Raw genomic sequence first — 25,032 nt, 5'->3', positions numbered from 1 at the left:
CGCGCAGCAGTCCCGCGACGCTGAGGTGCTGGCGTGAGAACGGACCACTCATCAATACCTGCCTCGCAGCTTGAGAAGGTCGTGGCAGTATACTGATTCGGCTTCAAAAGTTTACGAAAGATTTTTTTCGGCTCAAAGCCAACTTATTGTTTCTAAAGCAGATATTTTTGCGGCGGGAATTGCTGACCCGAACCTGACCATCTGGCATAACAAGATCGACGTCTGCGTCTTCGTCGGCGTGCATTGCCACTATGCCAATATGGCGTTGAAGATCATTCGCGGCGGCACCGATTGCTGCACCATCGCCCTGTGCGCGGAGGCCGGCCACGAAGACGCCGTGATCTCCCTGCGAGACTTCGCCTTGGCCGATCTGCACGCGCTGACGGCGGCGGTCAACCGACTGAAGGCGAGGGGCTGAGATGCTGCAGCAGCAAGTACGAAGCCCCGACTACCTGTTCTTCGAGGCGGAGAAGAAAAAGCACTTCCTGAGCGGCAGTGAAGCCGTGCGTGAGGCGATCAGGAAGGCGAACGTGGATGTGGCCATCTCCTATCCCATCACGCCGCAGTCGGAGAGCATGCATCTGGTCGGCGACCTGTTCGCCGAAGGCTACGTGAAGGAATACTTCCGCGGCGAGAACGAGTTCGCGGTCATGTCCTCGGTGTCCGGTGCGGCCATGGCCGGCGTGCGCGTGTTCACCGCCACCGGCGGCCCCGGCACCATGCGCGCGTTCGAGATGTTCCCGGTCTGGGCCGGCTCGCGCCTGCCGATCGTCTGCGCCTTCCTGACCCGCGGCATCAACAGTCCCCTGACGATCCAGCCGGATACCATCGAGATGGCCTTCCTGCTCGAGACCGGCATGCTGATGCTGCATGCCGAAACCGCGCAGGACCTGCACGACATGTTGCTGAAGGCGTTCATCGTCGCCGAAAAGACCGAGGTGCATCTGCCGGTGGGTGTCTTCGCCGATGGCTTCTTCGTCACCCACACGAAGGAGATCCTGCAGATTCCGGACGCGGACAGCAAGCTGCCGCCCTACGATCCCCACTGCGCGCCGGTCCCGCCCATGGACATGGAGAGCGTGCCGGTGCGGCAGATGCGCGATCCCTTCGTGATGAAGAGCAACTTCATCAGCTATGCCGCCCATGCCTCCTGGCAGCAGGAGATCGAGGCGGCACAGGAGCGCTCGCGCAAGCACCTGGAACGTTATCTCGGCGGACTGGTGGAGACCGAGCACGAGGACGCCGAGGTCCTGCTGATCACCTCCGGCACTGCCGTGAGCCAGAGCCGCGAGGCGATGCGTCTCTGCAGACAGGAAGGTCTTTCGGTCGGTCTGGTGAAGATCAAGTCGATCCGCCCGTTCCCCAGCGACGAGCTCAGGCGACTGGCCGCTGGCAAATACGCCGTCATCGTGCCCGAACTCAACCGGGTGGGCTGGCTCGCCAAGGAGCTCAAGGCCAGGGTGGACGACCCCCGGCGGGTGATCGGCGCGCCTCGGGTCTTTGGCGGCATGACCATGCCGGCCCATCTCATCGTCGATGAAATCAGGAGGGTGCTCCAGTGAGTACGCGCATCGTCAGCATCGCGCCCGCGTTCGAGGACGTGATGCCCAAGGAATACAAGGAGCTGGTGGAGAACGGCCCCTACGGGAAGGACTACAAGGTCACCGATCTGGGCAAGTACAAGGAACTGATCGAGGAGCATCCGCTGTGCGCCGGCTGCGGACTGGCCCTGTCGCTGCGGCTGGTGCTCGGCTCGCTGCCGAGTCCGGAAGATACGGTGATCGTGGGCTCCACCGGCTGCAGCGCCCTGGTGTTTCCGCAGGTCGGCCTGCACAACGTCCACTCGCTGTTCGGCAACCAGAACGCCGTGGCGAGCGGCATCAAGCGCGCGCTGAGCCTGCGTTTTCCGGACCAGGTGAAGGACGTGGTCGTGGTCGCCGGCGACGGCGCCACCGCCGACATCGGCCTGGACATGGTCATGCAGTCCTGGTTCCGGCGCGAGAAGATCGCGACCATCATGCTCGACAACGAGGCCTACGCCAATACCGGCGGCCAGGAGAGCGGCATGAGCATGGAAGGCACGGTGATGAACATGGCGCCCAAGGGCAAGGTGTTCCCCAAGGCCGATCTGCCCAAGGTGGCCGAAGCCGCCGGCTGCGCCTACGTGGCCGCGGCCTCACCATCGCGCCCGGGCAAGCTCGGCAAGGTGGTGCGCCGCGCCATCCTGATCGCCCGCGAGGTCGGCCCCACCTACGTGCAGCTGCTCAGTCCCTGCCCCACCAACTTCAAGACCAAGCCGTCGGACACCGTGGTCACGATCAAGGCTCGGGAAAAGGAGAAGCGCTTCAAGCAGTACGAATACATCTCCGACGATGCCCGCAGTTTCTTGAGCGCGCTTGAAGATGGCAAGCGGTCAGAGGGCAAGCAGCCAGAGGGCAAGCAGTCATGACAGAGAAGATGTCCATCCGCATGTCCGGCTTGGGCGGCCAGGGCGTCGTCACCGCAGCGCACATCCTCGGCATGGCCGCCTACAAGGACGATCTGCAGGTCACCGTCAATCCGTTCTTCGGCGCGGAAAAGCGGCTCGCGCCCGCCGAAAGCTATGTGCGCATCGCGCAAGAACCGATTTACGAGCGGGGCGAGATCCTGTACCCGAGCCTCATCATGGTCTTCCATCCCCACGTCATCACCATGGGCAAGAGCTACACCATGCCCTTCTTCGATGGCCTGGAGGCCGGCGGGACCATCATCATCAACTCGGCCTCCGCCCTGGATCTCTCTGAGGAGGAGCGAGACAACCTAGCCAAACTCGATGCGCAGGTCCACTACGTCCCCGCCTCCGAGGTCGCGATGGGGGTGAGCGGCACGCACCTGTCCACCAACATCGCCATGCTCGGGGCGCTCTACCGCATCCAGCAACGGCCCTCGTTGGATGCGCTGGAGTCGGCCATGGTGGAACGCTTCGGCGGCAGCAAGTTCGTCGCCTCCGGCAGCACCGCGGCGCTCGATGACGCGGTGAAGGAGAAGTTCGCGAAGGTCAGCCAGATGATCGAGAAGAATCTCGAGGTCATCGAGAAGGCTGGCGAATCCATGTTCCAACAGACACACTGATCCAGGGGGTTTCGATGTACTATGCCGCCGAAGTGGAAGCCAAACTCTGCTCGGGATGCGCCTTGTGCGCGATGGGATGCCCGGACCCGAATGTCATCGCCTACTGCGAGGACAGCGAGGCGGTGACCGTGGACCAGAAACGCTGCAAGGGATGCGGCATCTGCATCACCCTGTGCAAGAAGGATGCGATGAGCGTCAGGCAGGTCGACCTGAACGCTTGACGGACGCGAGGGGGGCGGCAGGAGGCCGTCCCGGCCTTGCCGCTCCGCCCGGTTCTTGAAATGGCCACGCCTGAGACCCCGTCATGCTTCGTAAGATCTTGATCGCCAATCGCGGCGAGATCGCGGTGCGCATCATCCGCGCCTGCGCCGAGATGGGCATTCGCTCGGCCGCGATCTATGCTGATGCCGACCGCCATTCGCTGCACGTGAAGAAGGCCGACGAGGCCTACTGTCTGGGCAATGACCCGCTTGCCGGCTACCTGAACGTGCACCAGATCGTCAATCTCGCCGTTGCCACCGGCTGTGATGCCGTGCATCCGGGCTACGGCTTCCTGTCCGAGAACCCGGAGCTGGCCAGCGCCTGCGCGCGGCGCGGGATCACCTTCATCGGTCCGAGTGCCGAGGTGATCGCACGCATGGGCGACAAGACCGCGGCGCGCTTGGCCATGCAGCAGGCCGGCGTCCCGGTCACGCCCGGCAGCCCCGGGAATCTCGAGAGCCTGGAGGCGGCCCTGACCTGCGCCGAGGAGATCGGCTATCCGGTCATGCTCAAGGCCACCTCCGGCGGCGGCGGGCGCGGCATCCGCCGCTGCGACGACCCGCAGGCACTGCGCCAGAATTATCTCCGGGTCATCTCCGAGGCGACCAAGGCCTTCGGGCGCGCCGAGGTCTTCCTCGAGCGCTGCGTGGTGAATCCGCGTCATATCGAGGTCCAGGTGCTGGCCGACCACCACGGCCACTGCGTGCATCTGTTCGAGCGTGACTGTTCGATCCAACGCCGCAACCAGAAGCTGATCGAGATCGCCCCCTCGCCCCAGCTCGACGAGGCGCAGCGCCAGTACGTCAACGGTCTAGCCGTGATCGCGGCGCGCGCCGTGGGCTACACCAATGCGGGCACCGTGGAGTTCCTGCTCGACGAGGCCGGGCGCTTCTATTTCATGGAGATGAACACCCGCATCCAGGTCGAGCACACCATCACCGAGACCATCACCGGTGTCGACCTGGTCGAGGAGCAGATCCGCATCGCTGCCGGCTTCGCACTGCGCTACCGTCAGCACGAGATCGGACGTCGCGGTTATGCGCTCCAGTTTCGCGTCAATGCCGAGGACCCGAGGAACAACTTCCTGCCGAGCTTCGGACGCATCTCACGCTACTACGCTCCCGGAGGGCCGGGGGTGCGCACCGATGGGGCCATCTACACCGGCTATACCATCCCGCCGCACTATGACTCCATGCTCGCCAAGGTGATCGTCTGGGCACTCAACTGGGACGATGTGGTCAATCGCGGCCACCGCGCCCTGCGCGATATGGGCCTATTCGGCGTGCGCACCACCATCCCCTTCTATCAGGCGATCCTGCGCCATCCCGCGTTCCGCAAGGGCTGCTTCGACACCGGCTTCATCGAGGCCCATCCCGAACTGCTCAACTACTCGAGCAAACGCCGCCGCGAAGACATCGCCGCCGCGCTCGCCGCCGCCGTCGCGGCGCATGCCGGTCTGTAGGAGAGAACCCATCCATGTCCGCATCCACGCCAACGCCCACGCCAGCATCCACGAACAAGATCAACATCACCGACCTCATCCTGCGCGATGCCCACCAATCACTGCTCGCGACCCGCCTGCGCACCGAGGACATGCTGCCGATCTGCCCCAAGCTCGATGCCATCGGCTACTGGTCGCTCGAGTGCTGGGGCGGCGCCACCTTCGATGCGTGTGTGCGCTTCCTGAAGGAAGACCCCTGGGAACGACTGCGCCAGTTGCGCGAGGCCCTGCCCAACACCCGCTTGCAGATGCTGCTGCGCGGGCAAAACCTGCTTGGCTATCGCCATTACTCCGATGACGTGGTGCGCGCCTTCGTCACCCGCGCCGCGGCCAATGGCATGGACGTGTTCCGCATCTTCGATGCCCTCAACGACGTGCGCAACCTGCGCACCGCTATCGAGGCGACCAAGGCGGTCGGCAAGCATGCCCAGGGCACGATCTGCTACACCGTCAGCCCGGTGCACGACAGCGCTGGCTTCGTCGCCATGGGTCGCGAGCTGGCCGCGATGGGCTGCGACTCCATTGCCATCAAGGACATGGCCGGCCTGCTGACGCCTTATGTGACGGCCGAGCTGGTCAAGGCGCTGAAGGACAGCGTCCCGCTGCCGCTGCACCTGCATTCCCACGCCACCGCCGGCCTGTCCGAGATGTGTCATCTCAAGGCGATCGAGAACGGTTGCGACACCATCGACACCGCCATCTCGGCGCTCGCCGGGGGAACCTCGCACGCGCCGACAGAGAGCCTGGTCGCGGCGCTGCGCGGCACGCCCTACGACACCGGCCTGGATCTGGAGGCACTCCAGGAGATCGGCGTCTATTTCCATCAGGTGCGCAAGAAGTACCACCAGTTCGAGAGCGAGTTCACCGGCGTCGATACCCGGGTGCAGGTCAACCAGGTGCCGGGTGGGATGATCTCCAACCTGGCCAACCAGCTCAAGGAGCAGAACGCGCTCGAGCGCATGGGCGCGGTGCTCGAGGAGATCCCACGGGTGCGCGAGGATCTCGGCTATCCGCCGCTGGTCACCCCGACCTCGCAGATCGTCGGCACCCAGGCGGTGCTGAACGTGCTGACCGACAACCGCTATCAGACCATCACCAACGAGGTGAAGCGCTATCTGCAGGGGCGCTATGGACAGGCCCCGGCGCCGGTCAATCCAGAATTGAAGGAGCAGGCGGTCGGCAAGGAGGAGCTGATCGACTGCCGTCCGGCCGATCTGCTCAAGCCCGAGCTCGATCGCTTGACCAACGAGATCGGCGACCTGGCGCGCTCGCCGGAGGATACCCTGACCTACGCCATGTTTCCGGAGGTTGGGCGCGCCTTCCTCGAGCATCGGGCCGCCGGCACCCTGCATCCCGAGCCGCTGGAGCCGCCAACGAGTGGGCTCGGCCCGCAGGCGGCGCCGACCGAGTTCAACATCGCCGTGCACGGCGAGACCTATCACGTCAAGGTGACCGGAGCCGGCCACAAGGGCCAAGCCGAGCGCCACTTCTACCTGGCGATCGACGGCATCCCGGAGGAAGTCCTGGTCGAGACCCTCGATGAGGTGGTCCTGACCGGCGGGGCCGAGGGCGCAGTCAAGACGGCCATCGCCGGAAAACGTCCGCGCCCCACCCAGCCCGGCCATGTGACCACCTCGATGCCGGGCAACATCGTCGACGTCTTGGTGAGCGAAGGCGAGACGGTCACCGCGGGACAGGCCGTGTTGGTGACCGAGGCGATGAAGATGGAGTCCGAGATCCAGGCCCCGATCGCCGGCACGGTGACCGGCATCTTCGTTGCCAAGGGCGATTCGGTGAATCCGGACGAGGTGCTGATCGAGATCGAGCCGGCGACTGGCGGCTGATGCCATTCATGAATCGCCTGACATTCAAGCATGTCGGACCGGATCTTGCCGGCGGGGTCACCACCGCCATCCTGTCGCTGCCACTGGCCCTTGCGTTCGGCGTGGCCTCCGGGGCCGGTCCACAGGCCGGTCTGTATGGGGCCGTCTGCGTGGGATTGTTCGCGGCGCTGTTCGGAGGCTCCAGCCGGCTGATCTCCGAGCCGACCGGTCCCATGACCGTGATCATGACCGCGGTCATCACCAGCCTGGTGGCCCGCTACCCCGAGAACGGCATGGCCATGGCCTTCACGGTGGTCATGGTCGCCGGGGCGTTCCAGCTGCTGATCGGGCTCATGAAACTAGGACGTTTCATCACCCTGATGCCCTATGCGGTGATCTCCGGCTTCATGTCCGGCATCGGCATCATCCTCATCCTGCTCCAGCTCCCGCCGATGCTGGGCCATCCGGCGCCCCCCGGGGGCGTGCTGGCCACGATCGAGGCCCTGCCCCGGCTGATCCAGGACCTGGACTCGACGGAGCTGTTGCTCGGCGGGCTGGCCTTCTGCTTCCTGTTGCTGTACCCGGCTCGGTGGCGTCGCTTCTGCCCGCCGCAACTGCTGGTTCTGCTGATCGGGACCGCCGTTGTCCTGTTCTTGCTGCCGCTCGGCAGCCTGCGCACCATTGGCCAGATCCCGATGGGACTGCCCAGTCTCGTGCTGCCGTCGTTCACCCCTGAGGAGGTCACCCGGATTCTACTGGACGGCATCGTCCTCGGCACCCTGGGCGCCATCGACACGTTGCTGACCGCGATGATCGCGGACAGCCTGACCCGCGACCAGCACGACAGCAACCGCGAGCTGGTCGGCCAGGGCATCGGCAACATCGTATCCGGTCTCCTCGGCGGGTTGCCCGGAGCCGGCGCCACCATGGGGACCGTGGCGAATATCCAGACCGGTGCCCAAACCATCCTGGCCGGCGTGATCCGCGCGCTGCTGCTGCTGATCGTCGTCCTCTGGGCAGCGCCCCTGCTGGCGGATGTGCCCATGGCGATCCTCTCGGCCATTGCCATGAAGGTGGGCATCGATATCCTCGACTGGAGCTTCCTGAAGCGGGCACACCGGGTGTCGAAAACCAGCACCCTCCTGATGTACAGCGTCATGCTGTTGACGGTGTTCTACGACCTCATCGTCGCCGTCGGCTTCGGGGTCTTCCTGGCCAATCTCCTCACCATCCAGAAGCTCTCGGAACTGCCGGCGCACAAGGTCAAGACCATCTCCATCCTCGATGACGACATCCAGATCAGCGACGAAGACCGCGACTTGCTCGAGAGCGCGGATGGCAACATCCTGCTGTTCCAACTCAGCGGCCCGATGATCTTCGGGGTGGCCAAGACCATCTCCCAGGAGCATGCCGCCATCGCCAACGCCAAGGTCATGATCATCGACCTGACGGATGTGCCCTTCCTGGGGACCTCGGTGTCCCTTGCGATTGAGAATATGGCCCATGACGTGATCGCGGCGGGCGGACAGGTCATGGTCGCGGGCGCCAGCGAGCCCATCAAGAAGCCCCTGCAGAAATTGAGAATCCTCGATCACGAGGCCGTGTCGGATTACCCGGATCGCCATCGGGCCGTCCAAGCCGCGATGGATGTGTTACGGGAGAGGATGAGAAACAGCCTGCCAGCTCAGCCGTCAGCGAGTAAGATGGCCTCGGCATGACAGCCTTTGCAGCAACGACCTGATCCTCCAGTTTGGAATGTCAAACCAGCAACTCCGAATCACCAAACCCGATGACTGGCATCTCCATCTGCGCGATGGTGACATGCTGAACAGGGTGATTGCGGACACAGCTCGTTGCTTCGCGCGAGCCATCGTGATGCCCAACCTGAAGCCGCCGGTCACCACGGTGGCCGAGGCCGAGGCCTATCGCGGGCGCATTCTGGCGGCGGTTCCCGAGGGCATGACCTTCGAGCCGCTGATGACACTGTACTTGACCGAGAACACCTCGCCGGACGAGATCCGCCGGGCCAAGGCGTCAGACGCGATCCATGCGGTCAAGGTGTATCCGGCGGGCGCAACGACCAATTCCGACAATGGGGTTCGGGATCTGAGCCAGGTTGATGCGGTGCTCGAGGTCATGCAGGAGGTCGATCTTCCGCTGTTGCTGCATGGTGAAGTCACGGATCGGGAGATCGATGTCTTCGACCGGGAAGCGGTGTTCATCGAGCGGCATCTACAGCAGATCAATACGCGGTTTCCGGCGCTGCGCACCGTGCTCGAGCACGTCACGACCAAGGACGCCGTCGACTACGTGCTGGAAGCCTCCGAGCGGGTCGCGGCGACCATCACCGTTCATCATCTGTTACTGAATCGCAATGCGCTGTTCGATGGCGGTTTGCGACCGCACCATTACTGCCTGCCGTTGCTCAAGCGCGAAACCCATCGTCAGGCCTTGGTGAAAGCGGCCACCAGCGGTCACCCGAAGTTCTTTCTCGGCACGGATTCGGCACCGCATCCAAAAAACGCCAAGGAGTCGGGTTGCGGCTGTGCCGGCATCTACAGCGCACCGGCGGCGATCGAGCTCTATGCCGAGGTCTTCGCCGACGCCGGTGCCTTGGATCGACTCGAAGGCTTTGCGAGCTTCCATGGCCCGGACTTCTACGGCCTGCCCAGGAATGACGACAAGATCACCCTGGAAGCCCAGGCGTGGTCGGTGCCCGAGCTGATCGGCACAGGCTCGGACGAGATCCTGCCCTTGCGCGCCGGGACCGAGGTCGCCTGGCGACTGGTTTGAACCGCTCATAGCCGCGACTCGTCGATAAACAAGGCCGCAGCCGCCGCAGGCGCCGACGGGAAATAGAGATGCAGATAGCTGGCCGTCAGCGAGCCATACCGGTAGACCGGCTCGCCGCGGCCGCCATCGCGTTGGCGGATACCGTACGTACTCGGTGTCAGCGGGGTCTCCATGGTGGAATGGTGGAAGCTGTGGCCGCGCAGCACTCCGGTTGGTGTTGCCAGGCGCTGCATGCCAAGACCGGCGAGGCGCGGCTGCAGCCGGCCGTGACCGGGCAGTAGACCGGCCAGGCAGCCACTGCGACCGTCCTTGTCGGTCAGCGTCTCCAGCAGCGAGAGCATGCCACCGCATTCGGCATAGAGCGGCTTGCCGGCGTCGACATGCTCCCGCAATGACCGCTGCATCGCTTGATTGGCGGCGAGGGTTTCCAGATGCAGCTCCGGATAGCCGCCGGGCAGATAGATCGCATCGGCCTCCACCGCGCTGTCCCGCAGCGGCGAGAACAGGCTCAGCTCGGCACCGAGCGACCGCAGTAGCCGCAGATTGGCCGCATAAAGGAATGAGAAGGCGGCATCATGGGCCACAGCAATTCGCCGACCGACCAGGAGAGGCGCTGGCTTGGGCCTGAGTGCCGGCGCCAGCTCGAACGCGCGCTCGGGCGGCTCGGGCGCCGGCTCGGACGCGCGCTCGGGCGGCTCGGGCGCCGGCTCAGGCGCGCGCTTTGGCGCCCGTGCGGACATCAGCGCGGTGTCCGGCTCGGGCTCGAAGCCGGGCGCCGGCGCCTGAAACGCGACCGACGGCGGCAACTCGGCCAGCGCCGTCCCAGCGAGATGCGCGGTCGCGGCATCGAGCCGCTGCTCGAGATCGGCGATCTCAGCAGCCTGGACCAGCCCCAGATGCCGGCTTGGCAAGGCAGCCTCATCCAATCGCGGCAAGGCGCCGAGGAACGGCACCTGAGCCGGGATACCCTCGGCGATCATCTCGCCATGCCGCTCACTGCCGACCCGGTTGGCAATGACGCCGGCCAGGCGCAGACCGGGCCGGTACTGGGCCAGACCCAGCGCGAGCGCGCCGAAGGTCTGCCCCATGCCGCGCGCGTCGATCAGCACCGCCGCCGGCAGCCCGAAACGCTCGGCGAGATCGGCGCCCGACGGCGTGCCATCGAACAGCCCCATCGCGCCCTCGACCAGGATCAGATCGGCCTTGCCCGCGGCCTCGTAGAGCAGCCGGCGGCAGGCTGGCTCGCCGACCATCCACAGGTCCAGCGGCTCGACCTCGGCGCCCGAGGCGCGGGCCAGGATCATCGGATCGAGGAAGTCCGGACCGATCTTGAACACCCGCACGCGCCGGCCGGCGCGGTGATGGTAACGGGCGAGCGCCGCGGCCAGCGTCGTCTTGCCCTGGCCGGATGAGATTGCCGACAGGAACAGGGCCGGACAAGCGCGCACCGCGCCAGCGCCGGAGTGAGCCTCGCAGTCGGTCTCTTGGACGCGCGCAAGCGCGGCCTCCGCCCCAGCCTCGGTGCAATCCTGCTCAACGTCGGTGCAATCCACCCCAGCGCCGATAGGCTCGACGGTGCCGTGATTCGGGCTCGCCCCAGTGGCGCCGCCGCCAGCCCCCGCGGCATTGGCAACTGGAGCCAGCCCGGGCCCGTGCTCGGAGGCATTGCGATCGCCCCCCTCTCCCAACGCCCATCCGGGCCGTTCGCCGGGCCGGATACGGCCATCCGCGAGCGCGTATTTCCGTTCGTAGCCGCGCGGAGTCAGCATCATCCCAGAGCGCACCCGGGTACTGCGGTTACCGATGATCACGGTGCTCAGCATGCTGATCTCGGCGGCGGTGAAATCGGCGAGTGTGCACAGCTCGCTACGCTCGCCGTCACGATAGACGCGCTCGACGATCGCCACCGGCGTCTCGGCGGGGCGGTGCCGCAGCAGGATCTCGCGCGCCTTCAGGATGTGCGCGCGCCGGCGCCGGCTGCGCGGGTTGTAGAGGGCGATGACGAAATCGGCGCGGGCCGCCGCGTCGAGCCGCTCGGCGATGACCGCCCAGGGCGTGAGCTGATCCGACAGCGAGATCGCGCAGAAGTCGTGGCTCAGCGGCGCGCCCAATCGCGCAGCGCAGGAGGATGCGGCGGTGATGCCGGGAACGACCGTGACCTCGACGTCGGCACCCGGTCGCCAGCCCTCGGCGAACAGCAGCTCGAACAGCGGTGCGGCTATGCCGAAGACGCCGACCTCGCCAGAGGAGATCAGCGCCACCCGTCGCCCTGCGCGCGCCTGCTCCAGCGCGGCGCGGCAGCGTGCGAGCTCCTCGGTCATGCCCGAGGCGATGACCTGCTGCTCGCCAAGCAGCGCCTCGATCAGCTCGACGTAGGGACGATAGCCCACGATCACCTCTGCGGCGGCGATGGCGTCATGCGCGGCCAGGGTCATCTGGCGCGGGTCGCCGGGACCGAGCCCGACGAGTGCGAGATGGCCTGCCATCACGCCGGCTCACCCCAGGCGATGCGAGACCGGCCTGCGGCAAAAAAACGCCTCGTTGGTGCCATCATGCCAGCTCACCCCAGGCGATGGGCGCGCTCTGCGGCAGGTCGCGGTGCAGCGCGATGAGGGCGGCAAGGCGGTCGATGGCGGCCAAGCGCCGAGCGACGGCGGCCGACGGGACGCGGTGTAGCACTGAAGACGTGGTGAGCATGGGGCGGGGAACTATCGCGAATCGGACACAAAGCGTATCATGCTTGCCACGCGGTTCCCGTCGCTGCTGCCGCGGCGCGGGATTAAAAGGGAACACGGTGGGATGCGCCCCGCATCGAGTCCGTGACTGTCCCCGCAACTGTAAGCGCCGAGGCGCGGCCAACGGGCCACTGGCTGTGATCCGGAACGGGATCAGTCGCTGGGAAGGCCGGTCGCCGCCGATGACGCGCGAGTCAGGAGACCTGCCGCCTCCACTCATCATCCGACCGGGACGGGCGATCCCGAGGAGTCTTGTCATGATGCGTCCTGACCCGCTGCATGCGCGCCGCCTGCGCGCGTCGATCCGAGCGAGCGCCCACCGAGCGCGCCCCCAGCAAGCAAGCCCCCAGCAAGCAAGTCCCCACCAGACCGCGAGGCCGTCATGCACATCCTAGACGGCGCGCTGTCGCTGCCAGTGCTGCTCGGCGCCAGCACGCTCGCGGTGGCCGGCATCGCCAAGGGCGCACGCGAGCTCGACCTGCAGCGTATCCCCGCCGCCGGTCTGCTCAGCGCGGTGTTCTTCGTCGCCTCGCTCGTGCATGTACCGATCGGCCCCTCGAGCCTGCACCTGATCATGAACGGCCTGGCCGGCCTGATCCTCGGCTGGGTCGCCTTCCCGGCCCTGTTCATCGGCTTGCTGCTGCAGGCGGTGCTGTTCGGTTTCGGCGGCCTGACCGTGCTCGGCGTCAACACCCTGAACATCGCATTGCCAGCGGTGATCGTGTTCTATCTCTGCCGGCGCGGCGTCGCCGGTCCCAACGCGACCCTCGCTGCGGTCTGGGGCGCGACCGCCGGGGCGCTGGCGATCGCGCTGACGGCGCTGGGGGTCGCCGCGGTGCTGGCCCTCTCCGGCGAGGCCTTCATCCCGGCCGCCAAGCTGGTTGTGATCGGCCACGTGCCGGTGATGCTCGTCGAAGGGCTGCTGTGCGCCGCCGCGGTGACGCTGATCCGACGCGTGCGCCCGGACCTGCTCGGCGTGATGAGCCGGTCGGCCTCGGCATCAGCATCGGCGCGGGCGACGGCCGGCGCTGACAGCCGGGCGCCGCATTCGTCGCCCGTTCAACCGCCGTCAGAGCAGCCTGCGCCGGTTTTCAGTGAGCAACCAGCCCGTTTAACGCGATGAACGGATACTATCGTCAAACCCACGCGCTGTGGCCGTTGGGCTTATCACTGGGGTGCGCCTTATCCCGTCAATTGGCTTTATCGCACCCGTTGAGCTGCCCCCGTCCGCTGGCGAGCCTGTTGTCGGGCATCTTGCTGCTCGCGCTGCTCTGCGCTGTGCCGCCCGCGGCCGCGCACAAGGTCATCCTCTCGGCCTGGCCGTTGGGCAACGCGATCGAGGGCGAAGTTGGCTTCTCCAGCGGCGAGGTGGCCGAGCCCGGCACGCGCATCGAGGTGTTCGGCCCCGATGGCGAACGCCTCGGCGAGACCACAATCGATGATGACGGCCTGTTCCGCTATCGGCCGACCTCGGCGGTGCCGCACACCCTGCGCGCCAACCTGGGCGCCGGCCATGTCGCCGAGACCAGGTTGTCGGTCGATGAGCTGCCAGCGATTGCGACCCCTGATCCAACCCCGACCGCTGCCGGCAACCGTGCCGCCATCGAAGCGTCAGCGGATGGTCCGCCAATGAGCCAGCAGGACGCGCTCGCGACGCCGACGAACGATGGAAACGCCCGGGCTGAGACCTCCCCCGCTGATGTCGCCCAGACCGGTACCACGGCCGCTCGCGACGCTTCCGGTGCGGCGAGCGGCACGGCAAACGCCACCGCAACCCCGACCGAACGCGTCACTGTTCCCACCGCGCTCAGCGACCCGAACGCGCTCAGAACGCTAATCGCCCGCACCGTGCAGCACGAGATCCGCCCCTTGCGCCGCGAGCTGACCCGGTTGCGCGAGAGCCAACGCCTGCACGAGATCATCGGCGGCCTCGGCTATATCGCCGGCCTCTTCGGCGTGCTGTTCTTCGTCTACGCCCACCGCGAGCGCCGCAACCAACCGGGGACCTAAGAAACCCTAGCAAAATGGTTTCCGCCGTCAGCAAAATCAGTAGCTTGCGCGAGTCAAGCGGCTGTGTTGATAGGGCCTCTAAACCATCCGCCCAGAATCGCATGAGCCCGCACAAGCGACGCACGTCGGCGCGTCTTGACCGCATTGCAAGTGGACCAGCGCCATGAGCCATCTCGGCGATCCCAGCGCTCCCCTGCTCGGCGCTGGCGACAGGACCCACCCGGCGCGCGGCCCGATCCAGACCCTCGACCCGCGTGCGCGCATCCTGGCCGTGATCGGCTTCGCCGGGGTCGTGATCCTGCTCGATCAGCCCGTCGCCCTCGGTGTCGCGCTGGCGCTGGCGCTGACGGTCGCCGCGCTCGCCCGGCTGCCGCTGCGCCGCACCCTGCGCCAGCTCGCGGCGATGGACGCCTTCGTGCTCCTGATGCTGCTGATGCTGCCGTTCACCACGCCCGGCCATGCGCTGTTCGCGCTCGGCCCCTTGACGGCCAGCGCCGAAGGGCTGCGCCTGGCCGTCGACATCGCGCTGACCGCCAACGCCATCCTGCTGATGCTGCTGGCGCTGGTCGGGGAGCTGGACCCGGTCGTCATCGGCCATGCCCTGCATCGGCTGCGGATGCCGACGGTGCTGGTGCAATTGCTCCAGTTCACGGTGCGCTACGTCGGCCTCATCGATGCCGAGCTCGACCGCATGCGCATCGCGATGCGGGCACGCGGGTTCGTCCCCGGCACCAATTGGCATACCTATCGCAGCCTTGGCTATGCGCTCGGCATGCTGCTGGTGCGCAGCCTCGAGCGGGCCGAGCGGGTGCTCTGCGCGATGAAGTGCCGCGGCTTCAGCGGCCGGTTCCCGGTGCTCGATACGTTGCATTTCCGCCGCATCGACGCCGGGCTCGCTGCCCTGACCATGCTGGCGCTGACCGGCCTGCTCCTGCTGGAGTGGCGGCTTGGCTAACGCGCATGGCAGGGTGCCACGTGGATGGCGGGGTCGGTTGCTGCCGGGTCTCTGGATTGGCTCACGCTCACGCTCATGGCAAGGAACCACCCCCGGACGATGAATCCCGCGTGATTCACAGTAATGGTCATTGCGCGCCGCCACCGCGGCCGATGAGGCCCCGGTTTCAGGGGCCGCTCTTCACGCTGCGCGGCATCCAGTTCGACTACCCCGGCTGCGGCCCGGTGCTGCGCGGGGTCGATCTCGCGCTGGCGCCGGGCCAACGCCTGGCGCTGACCGGCTCCAATGGCGCCGGCAAGAGCACCCTGCTATGGCTGATGCTGGGGCTGCTGACGCCAAGCCGCGGCGAGATCGTCGCCTTCGGCAAGCCGCGCCGCGTCGAGGCCGACTTCACCGAGGTCCGTCGGCGCGCCGGGCTGCTATTCCAGGACCCGGACGATCAACTGTTTTGCCCAACGGTGCTCGAGGACTGCGCCTTCGGGCCGCTGAGCCTGGGCTGGTCGCGCGCCGAGGCGATCGCTGCGGCCGATCACACCCTCGAGCAGCTCGGGTTAGGCCATCTGCGCGGGCGGGTGACGCACCAGCTCTCCGGCGGCGAGAAGCGGCTGGTGAGCCTGGCGACGGTGCTCTGCATGAGGCCCGAGGTCCTGCTGCTGGACGAGCCGACCAACGCCCTCGACGAGCACACCCGCGCGCGGTTGCTGGCGATCCTGGACGCCCTGCCCCAGGCGATGCTGATCGTCTCCCACGACCGCGCCTTCCGCGAGCGCCTCGCCAGCGACGAGCACCAACTGCGCGACGGCCGTATCGCGCCGCTCGCCCACCCCCTCTAAGGAGACCGATAATCGATGACCGACGAAGTCGTGCTGCTCGCTGCCCACGGCGCCCGTGATCCAGGCTTCGAGGGCAATCAGGAGGTCGAGCACTGCGCCGCGCGCTGGCGCGAGCGCCATCCCGAGACGAGCATCCAGGTGTGCTGGATCGAGCATGCGCCGGTGCTGCTCGACGAGGGTCTCGAGCGCGCCGTGGCCAGCCTCGGCTCTGGTCTCAGCGGCGGCGGCCGCGTGCTAGTGTTGCCGCTGATCCTCAACGCCGGCGGCCACGTCAAGGGCGACATCCCGCAGGCCATCGCCGCCGCCCGCGCGCGCCATCCCGAGGTCGAATTCCGCTACGGCCACCACCTGGGCACCAGCGAGCAGTTGCTGAAGGCGCTGCGCCACCGGCTGCACACAGCAATGGCCGCCCTGCACATGCCCGACCCGCGCACCACCGGCGTGGTCCTGCTCGCACGCGGCGCCTCGGACCGCGAGGCGACCGGCGAGGTCGCGAAGATGGCGCACTGGCTGTTCGCGACCACCCAGCACGCGCTGGTCATGCCGGCGTTCACCGATTGCTGTTTCCCGCGGCTCGAGCAGGTGGTGCAGCGTCTGGACGCGCTCGACTGCAGCCAGCTCATCGTGCTGCCCTACTACCTGTTCACCGGGCGGCTGATCAAGCGCATCCGCGAGCAGGTCGCGCGGCTGCAGCAGCAGTATCCGACCCGCGTCATCCATCAGGCCGACTACATCAACGATCACGAGCAGCTGTTGGACCTGCTCGACCTGCGCCTGCAGCAGTGCCGCGACGGCAGCGCCCTGCTACCCTGCGATGGCTGCTCGCTGGCCCTCGCCGCGCATCACAACCACCATGACCACCACGACCCTCATGTCGAACCGACCGCGCCCGAGCCCATCCTGCCCTGAAGAAGTATTGTTCCGCTGGGACTAATCCAGACGGAGGAGCCGCTTATTTTCAGTATCTGGCGGCTTCTTGGTGTCCGGATCACATAAGTCGGGACAATAGATCAGGGTGTTGGTGTCCGAACCGCCGCGCTTGGGCTGAGGCGGCAACGGTTTGGTGCGTACAAACGGCACCTCTTGTACTACACTCGGCCCATGAAACCGATCAACTGGAATCCAGAGAAGAACAGACAACTGCAACAGGAGCGGCATGTTTCCTTCGAAGATGTCGTCTTCCATATCTCTGCGGGCGGCATCCTGGATACATTGGATCATCCGAATCATCCGAATCAGGGGCGTTATCCAGGCCAGCAAATCCATGTGATCGAAATAGAGGGTTACGTCTATCTCGTGCCCTTCGTCGAGTCGGACGATGAGGTCTTTCTGAAGACGATCATTCCGAGCCGAAAAGCGACCAAGACCTATTTGGGGGCAAGATGAGCAGACTGGATCATAACGAGCATGAGCTCCTGGAAGCCTTCGAGGCCGGGGAGCTTCAGCAGGCACCCAATGCCACGGAAATACAGCAGCGGCATCGGGAATACGCGGAAGTGATGTTCAAGAAGGATGCGCGGATCAATATCCGGCTTTCCTCGAAGGACCTGCGCGGCCTCCAGAAGAAGGCCCTGGCAGAAGGCATGCCCTACCAGACCCTGGTGGCAAGCATTCTCCATAAATACGTCGAAGGTCGGCTGCGCGAAGACCGGTAGCGCGTAGGTCGGGTGAGGCGCGCCGGCACGTCGGCGCCGACGAAGCACAGGCGCTGGTCGCGTGCCGTAACCCGACAGCGGCCTCCGCCGGGAACCGCGCTGCCGACCGTCGGGTTACGCCCCGAGGGGCTAACCCGACCTACGGCCTGAGATTCCGGAGCGCGACGCGGCCCTGCTGCTCGACATGCGGCTCGCCGCCCCGCCATTGCCAGAGATTCGCGGTCGGGGCTAGCTTGAACGCAATCATTGCAATCAATTCCGGGAGGCAAACATGGCAACCAATCTCGTCGTTCGCAATGTCGACGCCGAGGTCGTCCAAGCGCTCAAGCAAGCGGCGGCCGCGCACGGACGCAGCGCCGAGGCCGAGCACCGGGAGATCCTGCGCAACGCGCTGAGTCGGCCGCCCCGGCGCTCGTTCGCCGAGGTGTTGGCGAGCATGCCCGACGTCGGTACCGATGAGGATTTCGCCCGCCATCCGAATTCGGCCTGATGTACCTGGTCGACACCAACGTCATCAGCGAAGCGCGCAAGGGCGCGCGGGCCAACGCCGGCGTGCGCCGCTTTCTGGGCGACGCATCGCCCGAGGACCTCTACCTCAGCGTACAGACCATTGGTGAACTGCGGTGCGGCGTCGAGCGGCTGCGCAACCGTGGTGACGAGCCCCAAGCCCGGTTGCTGGAGGACTGGCTCGACGTCCTCGTCACCGATTACGCGGACCGCATCCTCGACTTCGATGCCGACTGCGCCCAGGTTTGGGGCAAGCTGATGGCGCCGAGTCCACAGCATCCGGTCGACAAGCAGATCGCCGCCGTCGCGCTCATCTACGACTTCGTGGTGGTCACGCGCAACACGAGCGACTTCGGCGGCACCGGCGTCGCCCTGCTCAATCCCTTTCGATGAATGCCGAACGACTCCTCGCCCTCTACGAAAAGGTGGCGGAGGCGGAGGGGGCGGTCCCCCGCCTGCGCCGCTTCGTGCTGGACCTCGCCGTGCGGGGAAAGCTGGTAGCGCAGGACCCGGCCGACGAACCGGCGTCGGAGTTGCTGAAGCGGATCGCGGCAGAGAAGGCGCGGCTGGTGAAGGCCAAGGCGATCCGCAAGCCCAGAGCATTCTCACCGCTCGAACCCGATGATCTGCCGTTCCCTGCACCGCGCGGATGGGCTTGGACGCAGCTCGCAGAACTCGGGATCATCAGTCCACGTAACGAGGCCGCCGACAACCTCGAAGCATCCTTCGTCCCGATGTCCATGATCGCCGCCGAATATGGCGTTGCGAACGGACACGAACCGCGCCGCTGGGGCGAGATCAAAAAGGGCTATACCCACTTCGCTAACGGCGATGTCGGGCTGGCCAAAATCACGCCGTGCTTTGAGAACGGCAAATCGACGGTGTTTCGCAACCTAACCGGCGGCATCGGCGCCGGGACAACGGAATTGCATGTCGTCCGCCCGCTCTTCGTCGACGCGGATTACATCATTCTGTTCCTCAAGAGCCCGCAGTTCATCGAGACTGGTATCCCGAGGATGACCGGCACCGCGGGCCAAAAGCGTGTTCCGACCGAGTATTTCACGAGTTCACCCCTCCCCCTCCCACCCCTCGCCGAGCAACGGCGGATCGTGGCGAAGGTGGAGGAGCTGATGGCGCTACTGGACCAGCTAGAGGCGGCCCGCACCGCGCGCGAGGGCTTGCGCGACCGGCTGACCGCCGCCAGCCTCGCCCGCCTGACCGCGCCCGACGCTGATGTAGCCGAGTTCTCGGCGAACGCCCGCTTCGCCCTCGCCACGCTCCCCGCCCTCACGACCCGCCTCGACCAGATCGAACCCCTCCGCCAGACCATCCTCAACCTCGCCGTCCGCGGCAAACTGGTGGCACAGGACCCGACCGACGAACCGGCGTCAGAGTTCTTGAAGCAGATTGCTGAGGCCAAGACAGCGGCCAAGCGCGAGACAGGCGACGCGAGGATTAAGCCCGCACCTTCGCCCGCTCCAGATGCGCTGTCTATGAATTTGCCATCCGGTTGGTCCGCGGAGTCTTTCGAGAACCTCTTCCTCTTCATAGACTATCGCGGAAAGACCCCAACCAAGACCACAGAAGGCATTCCGCTCATTACGGCGAAGAATGTCAGAATGGGCAGCCTCCATCGGACGCCAAGAGAGTTCATCGCCGAGAAGACATTCAAGGCATGGATGACGCGTGGTTTCCCGCAACTGGGAGATCTATTCTTCACGACCGAGGCGCCGCTTGCGAACATCTGCATCAACGAAATTGAGGAGCCATTCGCTCTCGCGCAGCGGGTGATCTGTTTTCAGCCATATGCGGAAATCGACACGCGCTATCTGATGTTCGCGATCATGAGCGACGTGATACAGAACCTGATCGACGAGCATTCTACGGGCCTGACCGCGAAGGGCATCAAGGCTGCAAGGCTCAAGCCGCTTCCATTGCCGATCCCACCCCTCGCCGAACAACACCGGATCGTGGCGAAGGTCGATGCCCTCATGGCCCTCTGCGACCGGCTGGAGGCCGCCCTCACCACCGCCGACACCACCCGCGCCCGTCTCCTCGACACTCTCCTCCACGAGGCTCTCACGCCCAGCGGTCGCTGTCGTTCAGAGGTTGCTCAGCAGTCACCATCGGCCAGTGCGGCCAGTGCCGCCATTGCGCTTGAGGCCGTTGATTCGCCTGCGATAACGCTATAACCATGAGCTCGAGCCAAGACCCAACGCGCACCCGAGCGCCCCGCCTCATCGGCGCCTCGCTCGGCCCCGGTAATCCGGGCCTGATCACCCGTGCCGCCTGGCAGGCGCTGACGGACGGCGCCTGTTGGGCCTGGCCGGTCAGTGGCAATGGCCCGAGTCACGCCCTGGGGATCGTCCAGCGCGCCGGGCTGGAGCCGCCGCTGCGGAGTCTGGCACTGCATTTTCCGATGACCCGGGAACCGGCGGCGCTCGCGGCGGCCTGGTCCCAAGCCGCCGCCGAGGTCGTCGACCGGCTGCGCAGCGGCACCGATCTGGTGTTCCTAGTCGAGGGCGATGCCTCCACCCATGCCACCTTCGGCCATCTGGCCCGGGCGGTGCGTGCGCTCGCGCCCGAGGTCCTGGTCGAGGTGCTCCCTGGCGTGCCGTCGTTCACCGCGGCGGCGGCCGCCAGCGGCAAGCCCCTAGCCGACGGCGAGGAAGCGATCGCCGTCTGCGCGGCGACGCGGGCGCTGCCGGATCTCGATGCCTGGCTCGCGCGTGCCGACACCCTGGTCTTGCTCAAGGTCCGCCCGGTGCTGGAGGCGCTGATCGAGGCCCTCGCCGCCCGTGGTCTGCTCGCGGCGGCGACCTTCGTCGACCGCGTCGGCACGCCGGACGAGCGCGTCCTGACCGATCTGACCCGCCTGCGCGGCGAGCGGGTCCATTACCTGTCGCTGGTGCTGATCCGCTGCGAGCGCGGGCTCGGCCTTGGTCAGGCGCCGCAGGCGTCGATCGCCGCTCAGCCAGCGCCGGCAGCGCGGCGGTTAGCCACACGGCGGTCAACGGCACGGCGGCCAGTAGCCCATCAATTAGTAACCCATCAACCAGCGGCAGCCGCACGACAATCGGCGTCGCAGACGCTCATCGTCGCATTGACCGAGCCCGGCGCGCGCTTGGCTGCTCGTCTTGGCCGCCTGCTGCTGGCGGAGACCTGGGCAAGCCAACAGACGCGGGCGGACGCGCACAGACCGACGAATGAGCCTGCGCGGCGGGGCGGACGGAGTCCGGAGGACCACGTCGCTCGCCCGCCATCCGCCGATCAGTCGCCCGCGCGTTTGCTGGTGCCTGAGCGTCTGCTGCACGCAGTGCAAGCGGAAATGGAAGGATCGAGCGCGACTGTCGGCGACGACTGGCCGCAGATCACCACCTATACCGGCCCACTCGCCGAGCCGCTGGGCCGCTTCTTCGCCGATGCGGTGGCACGCGACGCGCCGCAGCGGCTCCTGTTCATCGGCGCCGCCGGCATCATCGTGCGCCTGATCGCCCCGCACCTGCGCGACAAGCATCGCGACCCGGCGGTGCTGGTCGTCGATGAGGCGGGTCGCTGCGTGATCCCGCTCCTGTCGGGACATATCGGTGGTGCCAACGCCTTCGGCGCAACCGTTGCCCGGCTGCTCCAGGCCCAGCTCGCGCTGACCACCGCCAGTGATGTACAGGGCACCATCGCCGTCGATCTGCTCGGCCGCGAGCTGGGCTGGCGGATCGAGGCCGAGCCCGCGGCACTACGCCATGCCGCGCGCTGCGTCGTCGACGGGCGTCCGGTGATACTGATCGAGGAGGCCTGCGGCCGCGAATGGTGGACCGGCTCCGATGCCCCGCCGGCCAACATCCGCTGCCTGTCCAGCCTTGAGGCCGCGCTGGGGCACGGGCTCGAGGATGCCTGCGCGGTGCTCTGGGTCACCCGGCGGCCGGTCGATGCTGCCCTCGCGTCTCGACTCGGTCAGCGGCTAGTGGTCTATCGACCGCCAGCGCCGGCGACGACCGGCGCCGACGTGCAGCCCCTCCAGCCATCCGCCGAGCCAAGCCCGCCACCGGCGAGCATGGATGCGACATCCAGCGCGAACCGGAGCGCCGTCGGCGGACAATCTGCCGATCGGCATTCCGTGCCTGAAACTGTCGACGGTGACGCCAGCCCCATCCATGCAGACCCTGCAGATACCGATCCCGCGGATACCGATTCTGTCGATCCAGACGACAGCTCCGCCGGGACACTCCAAGTGGCCATCGGTGTCGGCTGCGATCGCGGCGCTGCGCTGGAAACGGTCGCGCACTGCGTCGACGCGGCCCTGCAGCAGCTCGATGCACCGCAAGTGTTGATGCTCGCGAGCGTGATGCAGAAGCGCGACGAGGCCGCAATCCAGACCCTCGCCGCTGAGCGCGGCTGGCCGCTGTGCTTCTATCCAGCGGTCGAGCTAGCCGCGATCCCGGTCGCCAATCCGTCCGAGACCGTCCGTCGCCTCATCGGCACGCCCGGCGTGGCCGAGGCCGCGGCGCTGCGCGCAGCGGGTGCCGACTTCAAGGACCTGCTCGTGGAGAAGCAGACCTACCGCGGTGCCGACGATAAGAACGCGACCGTCGCCATTGCGTTGATGTTGCCATCGCGTCGATGATGAAAACAGGCTGATCGCGCCCATCCATAAAGCTCGCGCGACGATTGCGCGTCGCTGTCTCCTCCGCTTACTCACCGCCCTGACTCGGGGGCCTCGGCCAGGATGTAGCCCAGGTCCAACGCGATCTCATCGAAGGGCGGCACGCGGGCGACGCGTCGATGGTCCAACGTGGCAATCACGCGATAGCAGCCTGCGTCCAGCCGATGGGCGACCAGCTTGCGCTCCTCCGGCCAGATCAGCCAGTAGTAGGATACTTGGTGGCGTTGGAGCAGCAGCGGGATCTGCTGCGTGTCCTTGCGCTCGTGTCCCGGTGAAACGATCTCACACACCCAATCGGGTGGCAGATCGATCAGGCCGCTCGGCAAGGTTGTCAACCGCGACTTCCGCCAGCCGGCCAAGTCGTGCGCCGGGCATTCGTGAGGCTCATAGACCACACTCGCCTCGGTGAGGATCCACCAGCCATCCGGCCCGGCACGGCGATTGAAGGGTCCGAGCTCTTCCCGCGTGTTCCCCTGGGCGCGCGCGTGGAAGGGCCGAGTCATCGGGCGGCGAACGATCTCGCCGTTGATCAGCTCGACATGCTCGTCCGGGCTCAGCAGCAGCTCATCGACAGTGGCGAGCTTGAGGGCCTCCATGGTGCCTCCTTTAACCTAGAAACCGCAGTTGGACGGCCGCCAGGGTGCGTCCCGCGTGGTGCACAGCGAGGCACAACGAGGCGGAATAGTCATTCTCTTCCAACGAGTTGTAACAACGCTGGGCGCCGCGCGGGGCGTGCACTGGTGGTCGTAGCGGCCATCACCCTTGGGTACGCCGCAAAAAGCGCCAGAAGTCTTTTTACTTCAGGAGGTTGCATGATTCGGGAAGCGGTCAACTGCGGTTTCTAGGTTTAACCCTGTACGCTTGGGCGATTAGCTTACTCCGCCTATCACCTTCTGGAAAAGGTAGGCAAAGTGTCCATCCTCGCGCGGCGCGGCGGACAGGATGCGCATCCCGTTGGCGCTGAGCGGGTCTGTGGAGGCGGCCTTCCCCAAGCTGAGGTGGTCGATGACATCGCAATAAAGCCGAGTCAGAAGGCCCGGTCAACAATCATCGGGCCGGCTGATGAGGGAGCGGCTGACGGATGCGATCAGCAGCATGAGGCCGACTGACAGGCAACGGCGGTCGCGAACGGGTTGGGATCGCTCGCAGCCAGAACGTCCTCGTGAGGGTCGCCACCCCCAGCGTCGAACGCGAAATGCCGCGCGAACCGCGACGCTCGCAGGATGCGCTCGATATGGCTGGAGACGGCCACCGGCTGCCCGGTTCGGAAGCGCCAGTCGCGATCCAAGGTCCAGACCTCGGGCGCCTGCGGCACGCTGCCGCGGTAGGTCAGCGTGTAGCCATCGTCCGCAGCACCGCCATCGCACCCGTCGACCTTGAACAGCCGATAGGTCGCTGAGCAGAAGCGCGCGGGCGCGACCTTGTCCGCTACCTGGACGTCTTCGATGGCCAACGGCCGCGCCTCTAGGAGCCGCGGAGCGCTAAAGCCGGCGGCGCGCGCGAGTGCGAGGAAATCGGCCCAGTAAAGGGCACCGGCAAGGCATTCCCCATAGAGCACCGGGTCCTCGGCCAACGCGGCCGGCAGACGGCGGTCGCCATAGACATCGGCAAAATAGAGCTCGCCACCCGGGGCCAATAGCTCATAGGCGCCGGCGAGTACGGCGGCTTTATCCGGTGACAGGTTGAGCACGCAGTTGGAGACGATCAGGTCGAAGCCGGCGGCGGGCAGCCCGAGAGCGCCGAGCGCCTCGATCCGCCCTTCGACGAAGCGCACATTGGAGCGCCCATAGCCATAGCGCTCAGCGTGATAGGCCCGGTGCCGCTCGGCGACCGCCAGCTGCGCAGGGGTCATGTCGACGCCGACCACCTCCCCCTGCTCACCGACCAGTCGTGAGAGCAGGTAGACATCGCGTCCGGCACCGCAGCCCAGATCCAGCACCCGCAGCCCCTCCAGGGCATCGGGCGCGACCAGACCACAGCCGAAATACCGCTCGCTGACCTCGGGATGGATCTCGGCAAGCAGTGGCTTCAGTGCCGCGGGCACCGCGGCGCCGTCGCAGCAGGCGTCGGTTCGCAGATCGGCACTGCGGGTCAAGGTCTCGCCGTAGTAGCGTTGGACCTGATCATGGATACTCTGGTGATTGCTCATTGGCGATGACTCATCAAGCGGCTGGTCTCATCAAGATGG

Annotated in this window: 24 protein-coding genes, 1 pseudogene and 1 riboswitch; of the genes and pseudogenes, 20 read left to right on the top strand and 5 right to left on the bottom strand. The window is 66.4% G+C overall.

Annotated elements, in window-relative coordinates; all coding sequences use genetic code 11:
* The first annotated feature begins 70 nt into the window (after window positions 1–70).
* The 9 genes from CKO40_RS19965 (at window position 71) to pyrC (ending at window position 9,489) form a co-directional block, all read left to right on the top strand.
* The gene (locus CKO40_RS19965) at window positions 71–418 is read left to right on the top strand and encodes a carbon monoxide dehydrogenase beta subunit family protein (RefSeq protein WP_200348215.1); all 348 of its coding nucleotides are present in this window, start codon (window positions 71–73) and stop codon (window positions 416–418) included.
* Window position 419: 1 nt separating this feature from the next.
* Complete coding sequence (locus CKO40_RS19960) at window positions 420–1,562, top strand: transketolase C-terminal domain-containing protein (RefSeq protein WP_200348214.1); 1,143 nt, start codon at window positions 420–422, stop codon at window positions 1,560–1,562.
* Window positions 1,559–2,449, top strand: coding sequence for a thiamine pyrophosphate-dependent enzyme (locus CKO40_RS19955; protein ID WP_200348213.1), 891 nt, complete (start codon window positions 1,559–1,561; stop codon window positions 2,447–2,449). Before CKO40_RS19960 ends, CKO40_RS19955 begins: the two co-directional genes overlap by 4 nt.
* Window positions 2,446–3,111 (top strand): 2-oxoacid:acceptor oxidoreductase family protein, encoded by a 666-nt coding sequence (locus CKO40_RS19950; protein WP_338074231.1) that lies wholly within the window; start codon window positions 2,446–2,448, stop codon window positions 3,109–3,111. The genes CKO40_RS19955 and CKO40_RS19950 overlap by 4 nt, the downstream gene beginning before the upstream one ends.
* 14 nt (window positions 3,112–3,125) lie before the next feature.
* Window positions 3,126–3,332, top strand: a complete 207-nt coding sequence (locus tag CKO40_RS19945) for a 4Fe-4S binding protein (RefSeq protein ID WP_200348211.1) — start codon at window positions 3,126–3,128, stop codon at window positions 3,330–3,332.
* Between the two features lie 83 nt (window positions 3,333–3,415).
* Complete coding sequence (locus CKO40_RS19940) at window positions 3,416–4,834, top strand: acetyl-CoA carboxylase biotin carboxylase subunit (protein ID WP_200348210.1); 1,419 nt, start codon at window positions 3,416–3,418, stop codon at window positions 4,832–4,834.
* Between the two features lie 14 nt (window positions 4,835–4,848).
* Window positions 4,849–6,717 (top strand): sodium-extruding oxaloacetate decarboxylase subunit alpha, encoded by a 1,869-nt coding sequence (oadA, locus tag CKO40_RS19935; RefSeq protein ID WP_200348209.1) that lies wholly within the window; start codon window positions 4,849–4,851, stop codon window positions 6,715–6,717.
* Between the two features lie 8 nt (window positions 6,718–6,725).
* Window positions 6,726–8,414, top strand: a complete 1,689-nt coding sequence (locus tag CKO40_RS19930; RefSeq protein WP_242477200.1) for a SulP family inorganic anion transporter — start codon at window positions 6,726–6,728, stop codon at window positions 8,412–8,414.
* Window positions 8,415–8,451: 37 nt separating this feature from the next.
* The gene (gene pyrC, locus CKO40_RS19925) at window positions 8,452–9,489 is read left to right on the top strand and encodes a dihydroorotase (RefSeq protein ID WP_200348207.1); all 1,038 of its coding nucleotides are present in this window, start codon (window positions 8,452–8,454) and stop codon (window positions 9,487–9,489) included.
* Between the two features lie 5 nt (window positions 9,490–9,494).
* Here the strand turns inward: pyrC and CKO40_RS24590 are convergent, their stop codons facing one another.
* The 3 genes and pseudogenes from CKO40_RS24590 to CKO40_RS19915 all read right to left on the bottom strand — a co-directional run bounded on the left by CKO40_RS24590 (window position 9,495) and on the right by CKO40_RS19915 (window position 12,186).
* Window positions 9,495–10,937: a cobyrinic acid a,c-diamide synthase CobB gene (locus CKO40_RS24590; protein ID WP_338074232.1), complete on the bottom strand. Its 1,443-nt coding sequence runs from the start codon at window positions 10,935–10,937 to the stop codon at window positions 9,495–9,497.
* Between the two features lie 309 nt (window positions 10,938–11,246).
* Window positions 11,247–11,975 (bottom strand): annotated as a pseudogene (cobJ, locus tag CKO40_RS24585) (precorrin-3B C(17)-methyltransferase); the annotation flags it as partial.
* A gap of 64 nt (window positions 11,976–12,039) precedes the next feature.
* The gene (locus CKO40_RS19915) at window positions 12,040–12,186 is read right to left on the bottom strand and encodes a hypothetical protein (protein ID WP_200348205.1); all 147 of its coding nucleotides are present in this window, start codon (window positions 12,184–12,186) and stop codon (window positions 12,040–12,042) included.
* Window positions 12,187–12,220: 34 nt separating this feature from the next.
* Window positions 12,221–12,449: riboswitch (cobalamin riboswitch) on the top strand.
* Window positions 12,450–12,606: 157 nt separating this feature from the next.
* Here CKO40_RS19915 and cbiM point away from each other — a divergent pair.
* From cbiM to cobI, 11 genes are all read left to right on the top strand, one after another.
* Window positions 12,607–13,347, top strand: a complete 741-nt coding sequence (gene cbiM, locus CKO40_RS19910) for a cobalt transporter CbiM (protein WP_200348204.1) — start codon at window positions 12,607–12,609, stop codon at window positions 13,345–13,347.
* 89 nt (window positions 13,348–13,436) lie between these two features.
* Window positions 13,437–14,234: a RodZ family helix-turn-helix domain-containing protein gene (locus CKO40_RS19905; protein ID WP_200348203.1), complete on the top strand. Its 798-nt coding sequence runs from the start codon at window positions 13,437–13,439 to the stop codon at window positions 14,232–14,234.
* Between the two features lie 163 nt (window positions 14,235–14,397).
* Complete coding sequence (gene cbiQ / locus CKO40_RS19900) at window positions 14,398–15,189, top strand: cobalt ECF transporter T component CbiQ (protein ID WP_200348202.1); 792 nt, start codon at window positions 14,398–14,400, stop codon at window positions 15,187–15,189.
* 152 nt (window positions 15,190–15,341) lie between these two features.
* On the top strand, window positions 15,342–16,022 hold the full coding sequence (locus CKO40_RS19895; RefSeq protein ID WP_200348201.1) for an energy-coupling factor ABC transporter ATP-binding protein: 681 nt from the start codon (window positions 15,342–15,344) through the stop codon (window positions 16,020–16,022).
* Window positions 16,023–16,037: 15 nt separating this feature from the next.
* Window positions 16,038–16,931, top strand: a complete 894-nt coding sequence (locus CKO40_RS19890) for a sirohydrochlorin chelatase (RefSeq protein ID WP_200348200.1) — start codon at window positions 16,038–16,040, stop codon at window positions 16,929–16,931.
* Window positions 16,932–17,123: 192 nt separating this feature from the next.
* The gene (locus CKO40_RS19885) at window positions 17,124–17,408 is read left to right on the top strand and encodes a BrnT family toxin (protein ID WP_200348199.1); all 285 of its coding nucleotides are present in this window, start codon (window positions 17,124–17,126) and stop codon (window positions 17,406–17,408) included.
* A complete protein-coding gene (locus CKO40_RS19880; RefSeq protein ID WP_200348198.1) occupies window positions 17,405–17,677 on the top strand; it encodes an antitoxin in 273 nt (90 codons plus the stop codon). Before CKO40_RS19885 ends, CKO40_RS19880 begins: the two co-directional genes overlap by 4 nt.
* 271 nt (window positions 17,678–17,948) lie before the next feature.
* The gene (locus CKO40_RS19875) at window positions 17,949–18,167 is read left to right on the top strand and encodes a FitA-like ribbon-helix-helix domain-containing protein (protein ID WP_200348197.1); all 219 of its coding nucleotides are present in this window, start codon (window positions 17,949–17,951) and stop codon (window positions 18,165–18,167) included.
* Window positions 18,167–18,577 (top strand): type II toxin-antitoxin system VapC family toxin, encoded by a 411-nt coding sequence (locus CKO40_RS19870; RefSeq protein ID WP_200348196.1) that lies wholly within the window; start codon window positions 18,167–18,169, stop codon window positions 18,575–18,577. The genes CKO40_RS19875 and CKO40_RS19870 overlap by 1 nt, the downstream gene beginning before the upstream one ends.
* Complete coding sequence (locus CKO40_RS19865; protein ID WP_200348195.1) at window positions 18,574–20,376, top strand: restriction endonuclease subunit S; 1,803 nt, start codon at window positions 18,574–18,576, stop codon at window positions 20,374–20,376. The genes CKO40_RS19870 and CKO40_RS19865 overlap by 4 nt, the downstream gene beginning before the upstream one ends.
* Before the next feature lie 2 nt (window positions 20,377–20,378).
* Window positions 20,379–22,805 (top strand): precorrin-2 C(20)-methyltransferase, encoded by a 2,427-nt coding sequence (cobI, locus tag CKO40_RS24580; RefSeq protein ID WP_242477199.1) that lies wholly within the window; start codon window positions 20,379–20,381, stop codon window positions 22,803–22,805.
* A 71-nt stretch (window positions 22,806–22,876) separates the two neighbouring features.
* Here the strand turns inward: cobI and CKO40_RS19845 are convergent, their stop codons facing one another.
* Both CKO40_RS19845 and CKO40_RS19840 read right to left on the bottom strand, forming a co-directional pair.
* The gene (locus CKO40_RS19845) at window positions 22,877–23,440 is read right to left on the bottom strand and encodes a Uma2 family endonuclease (protein WP_200348194.1); all 564 of its coding nucleotides are present in this window, start codon (window positions 23,438–23,440) and stop codon (window positions 22,877–22,879) included.
* A 491-nt stretch (window positions 23,441–23,931) separates the two neighbouring features.
* Complete coding sequence (locus CKO40_RS19840; protein WP_200348193.1) at window positions 23,932–24,993, bottom strand: methyltransferase domain-containing protein; 1,062 nt, start codon at window positions 24,991–24,993, stop codon at window positions 23,932–23,934.
* Window positions 24,994–25,032 lie beyond the last annotated feature (39 nt).

The organism is Halochromatium glycolicum (assembly GCF_016584085.1).
Lineage (GTDB): Bacteria > Pseudomonadota > Gammaproteobacteria > Chromatiales > Chromatiaceae > Lamprobacter > Lamprobacter glycolicus.
Note: the sequence above shows the minus strand (reverse complement) of the source record. Positions and strands in the feature narration are given on the sequence as shown.

Coding starts and splice junctions, on each gene's coding strand:
- cbiQ (WP_200348202.1), top strand. CDS start 14,398: ATGAGCCATCTCGGCGATCCCAGCGCTCCCCTGCTCGGCGCTGGCGAC.
- oadA (WP_200348209.1), top strand. CDS start 4,849: ATGTCCGCATCCACGCCAACGCCCACGCCAGCATCCACGAACAAGATC.
- cobI (WP_242477199.1), top strand. CDS start 20,379: ATGAGCTCGAGCCAAGACCCAACGCGCACCCGAGCGCCCCGCCTCATC.
- CKO40_RS19895 (WP_200348201.1), top strand. CDS start 15,342: ATGAGGCCCCGGTTTCAGGGGCCGCTCTTCACGCTGCGCGGCATCCAG.
- CKO40_RS19865 (WP_200348195.1), top strand. CDS start 18,574: ATGAATGCCGAACGACTCCTCGCCCTCTACGAAAAGGTGGCGGAGGCG.
- CKO40_RS19885 (WP_200348199.1), top strand. CDS start 17,124: ATGAAACCGATCAACTGGAATCCAGAGAAGAACAGACAACTGCAACAG.
- CKO40_RS19940 (WP_200348210.1), top strand. CDS start 3,416: ATGCTTCGTAAGATCTTGATCGCCAATCGCGGCGAGATCGCGGTGCGC.
- CKO40_RS19880 (WP_200348198.1), top strand. CDS start 17,405: ATGAGCAGACTGGATCATAACGAGCATGAGCTCCTGGAAGCCTTCGAG.
- CKO40_RS19945 (WP_200348211.1), top strand. CDS start 3,126: ATGTACTATGCCGCCGAAGTGGAAGCCAAACTCTGCTCGGGATGCGCC.
- CKO40_RS19845 (WP_200348194.1), bottom strand. CDS start 23,440: ATGGAGGCCCTCAAGCTCGCCACTGTCGATGAGCTGCTGCTGAGCCCG.
- CKO40_RS19870 (WP_200348196.1), top strand. CDS start 18,167: ATGTACCTGGTCGACACCAACGTCATCAGCGAAGCGCGCAAGGGCGCG.
- CKO40_RS19915 (WP_200348205.1), bottom strand. CDS start 12,186: ATGCTCACCACGTCTTCAGTGCTACACCGCGTCCCGTCGGCCGCCGTC.
- CKO40_RS19960 (WP_200348214.1), top strand. CDS start 420: ATGCTGCAGCAGCAAGTACGAAGCCCCGACTACCTGTTCTTCGAGGCG.
- CKO40_RS19875 (WP_200348197.1), top strand. CDS start 17,949: ATGGCAACCAATCTCGTCGTTCGCAATGTCGACGCCGAGGTCGTCCAA.
- CKO40_RS19890 (WP_200348200.1), top strand. CDS start 16,038: ATGACCGACGAAGTCGTGCTGCTCGCTGCCCACGGCGCCCGTGATCCA.
- cbiM (WP_200348204.1), top strand. CDS start 12,607: ATGCACATCCTAGACGGCGCGCTGTCGCTGCCAGTGCTGCTCGGCGCC.
- CKO40_RS19950 (WP_338074231.1), top strand. CDS start 2,446: ATGACAGAGAAGATGTCCATCCGCATGTCCGGCTTGGGCGGCCAGGGC.
- pyrC (WP_200348207.1), top strand. CDS start 8,452: ATGTCAAACCAGCAACTCCGAATCACCAAACCCGATGACTGGCATCTC.
- CKO40_RS19840 (WP_200348193.1), bottom strand. CDS start 24,993: ATGAGCAATCACCAGAGTATCCATGATCAGGTCCAACGCTACTACGGC.
- CKO40_RS19930 (WP_242477200.1), top strand. CDS start 6,726: ATGAATCGCCTGACATTCAAGCATGTCGGACCGGATCTTGCCGGCGGG.